Annotated in this window: 11 protein-coding genes and 1 pseudogene; 6 read left to right on the top strand and 6 right to left on the bottom strand. The window is 41.4% G+C overall.

Annotation, left to right across the window (positions count from 1 at the left end):
- Positions 1-7: 7 nt before the first annotated feature.
- The gene (locus tag BUA53_RS07275) at positions 8-1,108 is read right to left on the bottom strand and encodes a trypsin-like peptidase domain-containing protein (protein WP_072834710.1); all 1,101 of its coding nucleotides are present in this window, start codon (positions 1,106-1,108) and stop codon (positions 8-10) included.
- Between the two features lie 2 nt (positions 1,109-1,110).
- Entirely contained in the window at positions 1,111-2,433 is a 1,323-nt protein-coding gene (locus tag BUA53_RS07270; RefSeq protein ID WP_072834709.1) for a type III secretion system chaperone family protein, read from the bottom strand.
- Positions 2,434-2,789: 356 nt separating this feature from the next.
- Between BUA53_RS07270 and dnaN the strand changes: the two genes are divergently transcribed.
- The 4 genes from dnaN to kdsB all read left to right on the top strand — a co-directional run bounded on the left by dnaN (position 2,790) and on the right by kdsB (position 6,101).
- Positions 2,790-3,905, top strand: coding sequence for a DNA polymerase III subunit beta (gene dnaN / locus BUA53_RS07265; RefSeq protein ID WP_072834708.1), 1,116 nt, complete (start codon positions 2,790-2,792; stop codon positions 3,903-3,905).
- 122 nt (positions 3,906-4,027) lie between these two features.
- Positions 4,028-4,426, top strand: coding sequence for a putative signal transducing protein (locus tag BUA53_RS07260; RefSeq protein WP_072834707.1), 399 nt, complete (start codon positions 4,028-4,030; stop codon positions 4,424-4,426).
- A 66-nt stretch (positions 4,427-4,492) separates the two neighbouring features.
- Positions 4,493-5,320, top strand: a complete 828-nt coding sequence (locus BUA53_RS07255; RefSeq protein WP_072834706.1) for a sterol desaturase family protein — start codon at positions 4,493-4,495, stop codon at positions 5,318-5,320.
- A 64-nt stretch (positions 5,321-5,384) separates the two neighbouring features.
- Positions 5,385-6,101, top strand: coding sequence for a 3-deoxy-manno-octulosonate cytidylyltransferase (gene kdsB / locus BUA53_RS07250; protein WP_072834705.1), 717 nt, complete (start codon positions 5,385-5,387; stop codon positions 6,099-6,101).
- Between the two features lie 94 nt (positions 6,102-6,195).
- Here the strand turns inward: kdsB and BUA53_RS07245 are convergent, their stop codons facing one another.
- Positions 6,196-7,629: a rhomboid family intramembrane serine protease gene (locus BUA53_RS07245; RefSeq protein ID WP_072834704.1), complete on the bottom strand. Its 1,434-nt coding sequence runs from the start codon at positions 7,627-7,629 to the stop codon at positions 6,196-6,198.
- A gap of 99 nt (positions 7,630-7,728) precedes the next feature.
- Between BUA53_RS07245 and BUA53_RS07240 the strand changes: the two genes are divergently transcribed.
- Positions 7,729-8,802, top strand: a complete 1,074-nt coding sequence (locus tag BUA53_RS07240) for an iron-containing alcohol dehydrogenase family protein (protein WP_072834703.1) — start codon at positions 7,729-7,731, stop codon at positions 8,800-8,802.
- A gap of 132 nt (positions 8,803-8,934) precedes the next feature.
- A complete protein-coding gene (gene corA / locus BUA53_RS07235; protein WP_245793054.1) occupies positions 8,935-10,035 on the top strand; it encodes a magnesium/cobalt transporter CorA in 1,101 nt (366 codons plus the stop codon).
- Here the strand turns inward: corA and BUA53_RS07230 are convergent.
- The 3 genes and pseudogenes from BUA53_RS07230 to BUA53_RS21195 all read right to left on the bottom strand — a co-directional run.
- Positions 10,013-10,684 (bottom strand): hypothetical protein, encoded by a 672-nt coding sequence (locus tag BUA53_RS07230; protein ID WP_072834701.1) that lies wholly within the window; start codon positions 10,682-10,684, stop codon positions 10,013-10,015. The two genes, corA and BUA53_RS07230, sit on opposite strands and share 23 nt — an antisense overlap.
- Entirely contained in the window at positions 10,685-11,191 is a 507-nt protein-coding gene (locus BUA53_RS07225) for a DUF2480 family protein (protein WP_072834700.1), read from the bottom strand.
- Positions 11,192-11,361: 170 nt separating this feature from the next.
- A pseudogene (locus tag BUA53_RS21195) lies at positions 11,362-12,156 on the bottom strand (peptidylprolyl isomerase); the annotation flags it as partial.

The following is a 12,156-nucleotide window of genomic DNA, read 5'->3' as shown; positions in this document are numbered from 1 at the left end:
TCACAAATTATTCTTCCAATAGTTCCATGCAACCAAACTCCTTTTCCAGTAACTGGTCATAATAATCTGCTTTTTGAAACAGATCACGAAACATTTCCACACCAGCCTCTTTTGTCATGTCCATATCATACATGATGCAGGAAAGTACAATGTTCTGTTTCACACAGCTTAATACCAGGCTTTCCATTTTATAATTCTCCTGTAGCAGGAATTGGTAAAGCGGTTTTATTTGAGCAGTGTCTGTGGGCAATTGGCATAGATAAGCATCACCCGCCACAAAATAATTATCCGGGTTGTAGTTGATCTTGATCTTGGCCGTTCCTTCTTTCACACTCCAGTTGTTATTGCCATCTCTTGCCAGCTTCACATCCTGTCCCAGTTCTCTTAGTATTTCCTCCACGGTTTTAGCTACCCCTACAGGTTTTGCTTCCCGTTCGGGTGGCTGTGGCAATTTTACTTCGGTACCACAATAAGGGCAGTATTTACTTGCTTCTATATTGCTGGCCGTTACCAGGTGGTTACAGCTATGACAACGGGTAGATGGCTCGCCTTTATGAGGCAAATAGAGCTCCAGCGCCTCCCTGATATAACTAACAGGTAAGGCAAAACCCAGGTTGTCCCCACCGCGTATAATAAATGAATTAATGCCTATAATATGACCTTCCTTATTTACTAAAGGTCCACCACTGTTTCCTGGATTGATAGCGGCATCAATCTGTATGTATTTGACGCCATCCCTAATACGGTCCACCTTTGAGATCACCCCCTGCGTAGCGGTATAGTTCAGGCCGAAAGGATGCCCTATTGCTACTACCACATCACCATCCTTTGTTTCATCATAATTACCCAGCTTCACTTCAGGTATTTGAACTTCCAGTGGTGGCTGAAGGAAAGCCAGGTCATGCTTACGGTCAGTGAACCAAACCCTTGCCAGTCTTTTTTCAAATAGCCTACCCTGTATGGTCACCTCGGCATTCTTACCTACTACATGATCATTGGTCACTATCAGGTCGAACTCTTTTAAATAAAAACCAGTCCCCGTGCTATTTTGGGTAGCAATCTGGATGATGGCCGGCCGGTAAAGCTCTATGATCTGCTGGGTGTTCATGCTTACTTGGTTTCTAAATTCAGGTATTCTATCTCGGTAGTAAATGATTGATTAAAGGCTACTTCGTTGTCGAACTTCAACTTATCCGTTTTAAACTTTAACTCAGGGTATTTCTCTTTCCATCTTGCTTCTGTTTCTTCTATCCTCTGGAAGATCAGTTCCCGGTTATACTCCCCTGTTTCTTTCTTATAATATTCCTCTTTGAATCCTATATCCCTGAAAAAATCACCGTAATTGATCATCATGAATAAATGGAAATATTCGGTTATCGGTCTTGGCAAGCTATAAGAGTACTGGCAATAGGAAAGGCCATATTCACTGATCTGTGCTGCAATGCCTGGCAGTTTATTATCCTTATACCAGGCCACATTCTGGTTAGCATTGTATATAGCATCTGCAATGGTCTTGTAATTCTGCGGTGTAACTATGGAAAAGGTGAATTTTGAACGAAACAGGAAGGGGAAAAAGTCTTCCTTTTGCTTTTCCAGTAATTTTTGATAGCCATCTATCATTTCCTGGTTCTTTTCTGTTACTGGCCTGTCATCCTTTCTAAAATAGATCTCTACTATTTTTTCCAGTGCCAGTAATAGCTTGCCTTCAGGGACTATCAGATAATCTATCCGGTAAGCCAATGCGAGCAACAGGTAGGCTATACCACCGGAATATTTATCCTGGTCAACACCATTGATCAATGCCAGGGTCTCTTCTATCCATTTCTTAAAGTATTGATACTTGACTTCCTTTTCTTCCTCTGGAATAGGCTGCAGATGGTCTGTGTCTATTGCTTTTAAGGCCGTGAAATCCTGCACCAGCAAGTCATCCTGCTTGTCGGTTTTTGTGGCTAGCTCTTTCAGGCCATAATACAATTTGCTTGGATTGGCTGTCTGTATATCACTATCGAATAACATGGAGATATTGTCGCCATTTATAGCATACCTGCTATAATACAAGGTGAAGTTCATTTCCAGCAACCTTCTCATTACAGGCACACTTGCCTGCGGCATGGAGGCAAGAAAGCCTTCTGCCTCAAACAACTTATCATCATAGTGTCCGCGAATGATCTTTGATCCCTGGTAAAATTCAAAGCTTCCCTTGTTCCCGTCCTGTTTATGAATGACATTGCCCAGCTCATCATCAGATAAATATTCAAAGAAGGCAGAAATGCTTTCATAGTACTTCTTTTCCTTGAAGAGGTTATCTGCTGCATTCCACTTTTCAACCTTGGCTACAGATTTATTATTGTCCGAGTAACGTCCAAATATTATTTGCGGCTGCACTTCTTCATCAGGCTTTTTCTTTGACCAGCTAAATATCTTATCCAGCATACTTATTATCTCTTAGATTTAGCAAATATCCTAACAGAAAACTTTCTAAATCAGTCTCAGCATTATATTAAACAATTCGGGCAATTTACACTATTCAAAACATGGGCCGCGAAAGCATCCTAAATCATTAAATCTTATGGGATTATTAAAAACTTATACCTGCCTGTCTTACCGATCCCCAGGAATAAGATAACCACTGCACCCATACAGATGATAGCTTCCCGAAGCAAAACCTATAATATATATTAATGCTTAGCAGATAGGCCTTTAACTTCATTGGTCCAACTTATCAACGCCCCTATTTTGTCCGCTAAAAATGATTAGTTTCGCCACACTTATTTCAAACAATCCAGAACATGAAGTTTATTGTTTCTTCTTCGCAACTGCTTAAACAACTGCAGCATATCAACGGGGTTATCAATGCCAATACTGTTTTACCCATTCTTGAGGACTTTTTGTTTGAAGTAGATAAAAATAAGCTTACCGTGGTAGCTACCGACCTGGAGACTGTAATGAGGATCCAGATGGATATTGAAGCAAAAGAAACGGGAAAAGTTTGTATCCCTGCCAGGATCTTGATGGATTCACTTAAAAACATTCCTGACCAGCCTTTAACCTTTAATATCGACAAGAATTTTAGTGTAGAGATCACCAGCGATAATGGTAAATACAAGGTTATGGGTGAAAATCCGGATAATTTCCCCAAGGAGCCAACAGCCGACGATACTACCTCTTTTACCATGACCGCAACAGCATTGGTGACAGCTATCAATAAAACTTTGTTTGCTGTAAGTAATGATGATCTCAGGCCGGCAATGACTGGTGTTTTCTTTGAACTGAACAAGGACTATTTGCAGTGCGTGGCTACTGATGCACATCGGTTGGTACGCTATAAAAGAACGGATGTAAGCTGCCCTAAAGCAGACTCTTTCATAGTTCCCCGAAAGCCATTAAACCTTTTAAAGTCTGCACTCCCTGATAATGAAGATGAGATCACTTTAAGCTATAATTCCAACCATCTTTTCGTAAAGCATGGCACTACTCAAATGAGCTGCCGCCTGATAGATGCAAGGTTTCCGGATTATAAGGTGGTCATTCCTTCAGACAACCCCTATAAAATGGTGGTTACCAAAAGCGATTTCCAGAGTGCGCTGCGACGTGTAAGTGTATTTAGTAATAAAAGTACCAACCAGGTAGCACTGAACATTAGTGGTAGTGAGTTGCAATTGGCCGCCCAGGACGTTGACTTCAGCTTTGAAGGAAATGAAAGAATGAAATGCCAGTATGATGGAGAGGATATCACCATTGCATTCAATGCACGCTTCCTTATAGAAATGCTGAATGCAGCAGATAGCGAAGAGGTTAGACTGGAACTGTCTACTCCTACCAAGGCAGGAATTATCAAGCCAACTGAAATGGATGATAGTGAAGATGTATTGATGTTGGTAATGCCTTTAATGTTGAATCAATAAGGCATGGGACCCGGGTCCATTATTATAATTAAGAGTATTTTTAACTAATAGTTTGCCGGGCCCACAAGCCCGGCAATTTATTTGCTACTACTAACAACCCTCCGGCCCTGTAAATCAGAGGTATGGATTATGTAGAACTTCGCTCATTTGACAATTACATGGAAGCCCGTATAGTGTTGAATATGCTTCAGCACAGGGATATCAATTGCCATCTCAAAGATGAACACATTTTAACCGTTGACCCGCTTTTAACCCCTGCACTGGGCGGTATTAAATTAATGGTCTATCACAGCCAGGCAGAAAGAGCCTGGGATATGATGGAGCAAGCTGAACTTGATTATTTGAAATCTATTCCCTGCCCGGTATGCAAAGCCCACAAATTAAAAGTAGTAAGCATCACCCGCCAACATAAATGCAGGCTTTCTGCTATCATCAGTATGATATTGAACGGACATTCCATGGAAGTTAAAAAAGTCTATCAATGCGAAGACTGTGGCTATGACTTTAAGGAGTTACCCTAACCCTGCCTTTAATAATCAACTCTTTTTCGCATAGGCAAAGCGGCCTGTTCTTATTAACTTTAAGTTATGTGGCAAAACATGATTGATTATTTCCAGGAGCTGGAAAAACACCCTGCCCAAAGAATGGTTTTCCTGGTGGGTGGCATGTTGCTTTTATGGCTGCTGGAAGGTGCTATACCTTTCTTGTCACTTCAATATAAAAAAACAAAATGGCGCCACGCTTCCGTAAACCTCACCTTCACCGTTGTTCACCTGGTTATACATACAGCGTTTGCCCTGGTCATTGTCCTTCTTTCAGATATGAGTAAAGCCAATGGGCTTGGATTGGTTTATTGGCTCCATGCTTCTAAATTATGGACAATCGTTATTTCCTTTTTTGTTCTTGACTTCTTTGGTGGCTGGCTGGTTCACTGGGTTCAACATAAAATATACCCATTATGGAAGTTCCATGTGGTGCATCATTCAGATAATAATGTAGATGTCACCACAGGCTTGCGGCACCATCCCATCGAAAGCGTTCTCAGGGGAGTATTTTTCCTGGCAGCTATAGCTATTACAGGAGCGCCCATGTATGCAGTAATGATCTACCAGACAGTATTGGTTTTATCAACCCAATTCACACATGCCAATATCCATCTTCCAAGGTGGCTGGATGCTTCGTTGAGTTACCTTTTTGTCTCTCCCGCCATGCATAAGGTGCACCATCACTGGCAACAGCCATACACAGATAGTAATTATGGTGCAGTGTTTTCTGTGTGGGATCGCCTGTTGGGTACCTACAAAAAACTGGATGCTGCACAAATCCGTTATGGCCTTGACGCTTATTATGCCAATGAACAGGATGAGAACCTTGGCATGCTGCTCAAAAAGCCTTTCCAGGAAATGCGCCCTTGATCTTATTGTTTCTGATTCTCGCAGACTCGCCTAAATTGCACCCTGCTTTATTAACACTACAGGTATGAAAATAATTGCAATGATCCCGGCACGTTACGGGGCCACCCGGTTCAATGGAAAACTCATGGCCACATTAAAAGGCAAGTCTGTGATCAGGCATACTTATGATGCTACAATGGCAACCGGGTTGTTTGACGAAGTAGTAGTGGTTACCGATAGCGATGTTATTTATAAGGAGATAACGGGTAATGGTGGTAAAGCCCTGATGAGTCAAAGAGAGCACGAAAGTGGAAGCGACCGCATTGCCGAAGCCGCAGCATCACTTGATGTGGATGTCATTGTAAATGTGCAGGGAGATACCCCCTTTGTGAAAAAGGAACACCTTGAAAAATTACTACAACAATTTCTTGATCCTTCTGTACAGGTAGGTTCTTTAATGCAGATACTGGAAGACGAGTCTTTGATAGCGGATCCTAATTATGTGAAAGTATGCGTGGATAAGAACAGCAACGCACTTTTCTTTAGCCGCAGCATTATTCCTTATCCAAGAAATAAGAACATTCCTATTGTTTACTACGAACATATTGGCGTATACGCTTTTCGCAAGCAATCCTTGCTTGACTTCACTTCATGGCCTGTATCTCCCCTTGAAAATGCTGAAAAGATCGAATGCCTGCGCTACCTGGAGAATGGAGTACCCATCCGAATGGTAGAAACAGGCTTTATGGGAGTGGAGATAGACACACCTGAAGACCTGGAAAGAGCAGCGCAGCTATTGTAATTTTTTACGCCAAACATTGCAAACCAGGAAATATTGTTCTGCCGGGTATTATCAGAACCCCTTATTCATTCAAAACCTTACAAATCAGCATCCCTTACTTTTGCATCCGTTCAAGTAATACATTGATGTTTTCAGTATACCTGTTTAATTCACTATCAACATTTTCATGGCCTTGAAGTGCAATAATTATCAGGTCTGTTTGCTTAATTCGAAGATCCAAATATTGTTCAAGCATTTTCCTATGATTCACAAGCTGGCCATTAAGTTTATACATCGAAGTTTCCTCCAATAAATGTTTTGCCTCCTGCCATTTAGGTTGTGTTACCGTGGCTACCTCCTTCAACAGCATAGGGTCTTTAATGTTCTGCAAGGGCTTCAATGCTTCCGCTTCAATGCCAACTATTTTTTCAACATGCTGTTGGTAAACCCATGAATCGTCATTTGAATTCATGATGTATAAACTACCAAAAATCACAGTTATTGATATAATAGCAACAAGGGTTGCATTGGTTTTTAACCTGGCCTCTGTTTTTATTGTAAAAAAGTATAAATAGCCTATAGCCAATCCGCTAAGCAGTCCGCCAATGTGAGCAGAGTTATCTACGGTTTGTGAACGAAGCCCATAAGTAATATTATAAAGTACAAAAATTCCAATACTTTGAAGCAAAGCCTTCCTGGCAGAGTGAGGGATCAGGTTAGTGGTTAATAAGGCCAGGAATAAACCATATAATCCAAAAATAGCTCCCGATGCTCCGGCACTTACTATAGGATCCTGGTGCCACCACAAACTTGTTATGCTGGCAATGATACCAGTACAAACATAGGCAACGGTAAAACGTAAACGTCCAAGCATCGGCTCCAGGTAATTTCCAATCATTAATAGAGCATACATATTGAGTAACAGATGTACAATTCCAATATGCACAAATATGCACGTAAACAATCTCCACCATTCACCCCCTGTGGTCATTGGTTTATAGTTAGCACCCCATTTTATAAGTACGTCAGTGCCGGGCTCCCATATACCGGCACCAGTAATCCACATAAGTAAAAAAATCAGGGCATTTGTTCCAATAAGAAAGTAGGTCACTGAACGGGAACCTGATGATAACTTCATGATTCTTTCCACTTCCATCCGCTCTTCCTTTTCCTGTTCTGCCAACAGGAATGTTTCTTGTTGCAATGTGGACAATTCACCGGTCCAATTTTCTAACTGCAGAACATCTTCATGCTGCACCAAATTTTCAAATGCTTGTTGGAACCGTGTAATATTTCTCCTGTTTTTTTGTAGGATATCAAGTACCTCGCCGTTGACCATTTTGCTCATCATAATAACTTTTTCATTTTCTGTTATTACAATTATCTCTTCACCCTTGTTTTTCCATTTGCTATTTGTATATCCAACTATCTGGTCATTACCGGCAATCTTAAGTTTCCATGAAAGCTCCTGGAAGGTTCCATAGGCTATTGATAATAACTCTGCTGAGCTTCTTCCAGGAAATAACAGTGTTTTGCTAAAATGAGGCATAGTTAGTTGGTTGATCGGCCAAGATGTTCAAATTTTCTTTAAAGTCAAAACAAGTATGGTAATAGTTTTCGACATTTGCCCGAATTAGAAATTTAGGCTATGAAATTCAGAAACTTTAAAATGGTGGATTACGTGGTCTATGGCCGTGGTAGTTTCAACCAGTTAGACGAAATACTTCAACCACAACGGAATAATGATGCACCTATAGTGTTCCTGGTAGATCATTATTTTCAAGGTAAGGATCTGGTGAATCGTGTTCCGGTGAGGGGTAATGACAAGATCATTTTTGCAGACGTCACCTACGAGCCCAAAACCACCTATGTAGATTCCATAGCCGACCAGTTGAAAGATGAATTTGGAATGGTCAGTGGCATCGTTGGTATAGGTGGTGGCTCTACCATGGACCTTGCCAAAGCCGTGTCTTTAATGATGAACAATCCCGGCTCTTCAGCAGATTACCAGGGTTGGGACCTTGTTAAGCATCCCGGTATCTATAAAGCAGGCATCCCCACTTTAAGCGGTACGGGTGCTGAAGTAAGCCGCACAACAGTACTTACCGGCCCTACAAGAAAACTGGGAATGAATTCCGACTTTACACCATTCAACCAGATAGTGCTCGATCCGGAATTAACCAGGAATGCGCCTGTCAACCAGCGGTTTTATACTGGTATGGATTGTTACATACATTGCATTGAAAGTCTTACAGGCACCTACCTCAATGAGTTTAGTAAGGCATATGGCGAAAAAGCGCTGGAGCTTTGCCGAAAAGTATTCCTTGAAAAAGAAAGCTGGGATGATGAATGTGATGATATGTTGATGATGGCTTCTTATGCAGGTGGCATGAGCATCGCATATTCCCAGGTGGGCGTGGCACATGCTGTCAGCTATGGTCTGAGTTACCTGCTGGGAACAAAACATGGAATTGGTAATTGCATTGTCATGAACCATATTGAAGAATATTACCCGGAAGGAGTGGCGGAATTTAAAAGGATGGTGGAGAAGAACGGTATTGATATACCACAGGGCATCTGCAAAGGACTTTCTGAAGAGCAATTCGATACCATGATCAACGTAGCCTTAGGCATGAAGCCATTATGGGAAAATGCATTAGGCCAGGACTGGGAGAAAATCATGACAAGAGAAAAATTACGCGAGCTCTATGGCAAACTGTGAACAGGGCCTTTGCCACTTTCTCTAAAAAATCATATTTATTATAATGGCGCTTTCCCTGGCGCCCTTTTCTTTTCTGTACACAAATGAATACACAATTATTCGCCTTTAGCTATCTTTCCTTAAAGAAACAGCATGATGAAGGCTGAGAAGTACTTCCGATATTTTATCCCTACCACGCTCCTGGGCACACACCGTACCAGGGAGATATTAAACAGCAATCCCATAACTAATGTCAGCAGGAAAGATGCAGAGCAGGTCTTTGTACGTGTTTATGATTACGATGAGAATTCACTGGATGAATGCACACTGCATAATGTAGAGCAAAGCTTTGCCTATAAAGAAAATAAGCATGTCAGCTGGATCAATATTGATGGCATTCGCCGAAAAGACATAGAATTGATTGGAGAACATTATGGTATACATCCTTTGATCATTGAAGATATTGTTAGCGTAAACCAGCGGCCGAAGATGGATGAAATGGAAAACATTTTATACTGCCTTCTGAACATGCTGTATTATAACGAGGATACGCAAACAGTGGAACATGAACAGGTAAGCATCGTGCTTGGAAAAGATTTTGTCATTACTTTCCAGGAAGATCCAAAAAGAGATGTATTCAATCCTATCCGGGAGAAATTAAAAGTGCCCAATAGCAAGTTGCGCATGAGAGGTGCTGATTACCTATGCTATTCAATGCTGGATCTTATTGTGGACAGCTACTTTTTTGTGATGGAAAAGCTGGGTGATAGCATTGAAATACTTGAAGAAGAAATTATTCGAAATAGTAATAAACGCTCTTTGGCCAGGATCAATATGCTAAGAAAGGAACTCATTGTCCTCAAGAGAAATATTGCTCCTGTCCGGGACCTTGTCAGTGGTATTATTCGCAGTGAGAACCCATTATTGGATGAAAGAACAACCAAATATTATAAGGATGTATATGACCATATCATCCAGGCCTACGATTTAAGTGAGAACTACCGTGATGTCATGATCAGCATGCAGGACCTGTATATCAACAACGTAAACCTTAAGATGAACGAGGTGATGAAAGTGATGGCAGTAGTTACCTGCTTGCTGGCTCCTGCCACTGTTATTGGCGGCATCTTTGGGATGAACTTTGAAACCATCCCAATGCTGCATAACAAATGGGGCTTTATGATTTCAGTTTCCGCTATGTTGCTCATTCCTTTATGGATGGTGCGGGCATTTAGAAAGAGGGGCTGGTTTTAGCAACAGTCTTTATGTTCAATAGTTGCTCTGTATAATTTTTGATATCGGCTTTCAAAGGAGCATTATAATTATATATCTCCATTGTTCCTGTTCCTGTATCATATATCCAGAATGTAGGTTTCACCTTCTCTTCCCCCAGGTCTTCAGCACCGGCTATCAGCACTTCATTACCATCCCAGTCTGAATTCAGAATGGTTGCGGAAGAGCCCAAAAACAATATGCGCTTACGGGAATTGTTCTTAAAGTCTAATAAGGCTACCTCGGCATCGGGGCCTCCTTGCTCCAGTTTGGTTTGGCCGTTCTTATTCACCAATACATAATTATAACTTACAAAATCTATAGCTTTTGTACTGTCATCATTGAACACGAGATAGGAGTGGAATGGACGTAATTGTGCTGTATCGATAGGTGTGGAAATAAGGGAATCTTTTCTTTCCAGTTCGCCGCCTTCAAATCCTGCTTTGGGAAAAGAAGCGTCCTGTTGCTGGTAAAAAGCAAAAAGCTTTGGGAAATGTTCCTGTAAACGAACATTTATACTTACTGAAGTTTCCACGGTATCTTCTGTTTCTTCAGGAACAGTGGAAGCATTATTGCCGCAGGAAAGCAATAAGAATATGGCTGGAAAAATAAAAAGGCTGACAGTACGCATTTATTTCTTTTTATAGATGGGCACCGTGCTGCAGGGCTCACCATACATCAGGCTTTTTACTACCGGTCTTAATAACCGGGTAACTTCTGTATAGGTATAATTATCAAGCGTTACATCACCACAGCCCTTTATGACCACACGTTGATCTGCAAAACGCGCCGGATCTATAGCCGCAAGGTTTTGAAGAAAAAGGTACTTATACATTTCTTCCTTAGTACCCGCATATACATACCTGGCCACTGGTTGCAGGTAAGAGGTTACAAGCATATAAGCCCAAAGCGGTATAATGGCATCTGCCGTGCAGGTAACATTTACATTTTTACCGGCATAAATTGTCCAGTCAAAGTTCTTCAATGCTTCCCTGAAATCTTTTTCCTTTAATATCATTCCCATAAATAAATGATCTGCCAGGTCAAAGCTTGCCATTTCCTCCTTAGGAATATAGTCTTCCAGGTTCAGGGTTATGATCCCGCTTTCAGCCACCTTATTTACGATCACTTCACTCATAATACAAAATTATAATTATCGGGTGGTAATTAGGGTTAAGCTATCGCCAACATATCCACCCCAGTAAAGCATGCAAAATATATTACAGTTAAGTGAAATGATATATTGCCCATGCACATAAAAAAAGCCGCCCGAAATCCGGGCGGCTTTAATATGAAGCAGGAACAATTCTAGAAGAACTTAGCCCTGTTGTCTTTTATTTTAATTGATTTCTTCAGTGGCTCAATGAATGGATTGCCACCACCATATTGCATTTGGCTCATAATGCGCTGGCGTGTTTGATTCTCCATCATCTTACGCTGATCTTCAATGCTTGCAGTTTCTACAGGTATGGTGGTAGTATTGTCTACTCTTAATACATATACACCAGCCTGGCCGGCTATTGGCTCACTGGCTACTTTTCCTTTGTTGGCAGGATTGAAAGCGGCACCCAGTACCTTGGGCTCATAACCCAGCATATTGCTCGCACCACTGAAACGTACACTATCCACAGTTTGAATCTGTTGGGATACTTTAGCTGATGCAGCTTCAAGTGTAGTTACCTGGCCTATGTTCTTTTTGATCAGTTCAGCCTTTTTCTTGTTACGCAGTAATGGTTCGATGGCAGGACGTGCATGTGCTACACTGGATACGCCTTCTTTTGATATGTCGGTAACAATTGCCACTACATAAGAATCACCTACTCTTTCAGGTCCTACTACATCACCTTTATCAGCTTCAAAAATATCCTTAATGAACTTCCTTGAAGTTCCGTTGATACCCTGGATGGCAAAATCCAAAGGTTTGATGTCAGCCGCTGTCAGCTTATTGATGCCTTTTCCTTTCAGGTTCTTTTCCCAATTCTGGTTGAAAGACTTTTCATCACGGCTGTCACCTGCAAACAGGCTGGCTGCATTTTGAGCATTATTGTCAGTTTCCTGGCTGGCATCAATCGGCTTGGCCACATAAGCTATCTTATAGGCTGG

Source organism: Flavisolibacter ginsengisoli DSM 18119 (assembly GCF_900129295.1).
GTDB lineage: Bacteria > Bacteroidota > Bacteroidia > Chitinophagales > Chitinophagaceae > Flavisolibacter > Flavisolibacter ginsengisoli.
The sequence above is the reverse complement of the archived record's forward strand: the minus strand, read 5'-3'. Positions and strand labels throughout refer to the sequence as shown.

Excerpts from the sequence above, each read along its gene's own strand:
- BUA53_RS07275 (WP_072834710.1), bottom strand. The coding sequence starts at position 1,108 with ATGAACACCCAGCAGATCATAGAGCTTTACCGGCCGGCCATCATCCAG.
- BUA53_RS07270 (WP_072834709.1), bottom strand. The coding sequence starts at position 2,433 with ATGCTGGATAAGATATTTAGCTGGTCAAAGAAAAAGCCTGATGAAGAA.
- dnaN (WP_072834708.1), top strand. The coding sequence starts at position 2,790 with ATGAAGTTTATTGTTTCTTCTTCGCAACTGCTTAAACAACTGCAGCAT.
- BUA53_RS07260 (WP_072834707.1), top strand. The coding sequence starts at position 4,028 with ATGGATTATGTAGAACTTCGCTCATTTGACAATTACATGGAAGCCCGT.
- BUA53_RS07255 (WP_072834706.1), top strand. The coding sequence starts at position 4,493 with ATGTGGCAAAACATGATTGATTATTTCCAGGAGCTGGAAAAACACCCT.
- kdsB (WP_072834705.1), top strand. The coding sequence starts at position 5,385 with ATGAAAATAATTGCAATGATCCCGGCACGTTACGGGGCCACCCGGTTC.
- BUA53_RS07245 (WP_072834704.1), bottom strand. The coding sequence starts at position 7,629 with ATGCCTCATTTTAGCAAAACACTGTTATTTCCTGGAAGAAGCTCAGCA.
- BUA53_RS07240 (WP_072834703.1), top strand. The coding sequence starts at position 7,729 with ATGAAATTCAGAAACTTTAAAATGGTGGATTACGTGGTCTATGGCCGT.
- corA (WP_245793054.1), top strand. The coding sequence starts at position 8,935 with ATGATGAAGGCTGAGAAGTACTTCCGATATTTTATCCCTACCACGCTC.
- BUA53_RS07230 (WP_072834701.1), bottom strand. The coding sequence starts at position 10,684 with ATGCGTACTGTCAGCCTTTTTATTTTTCCAGCCATATTCTTATTGCTT.
- BUA53_RS07225 (WP_072834700.1), bottom strand. The coding sequence starts at position 11,191 with ATGAGTGAAGTGATCGTAAATAAGGTGGCTGAAAGCGGGATCATAACC.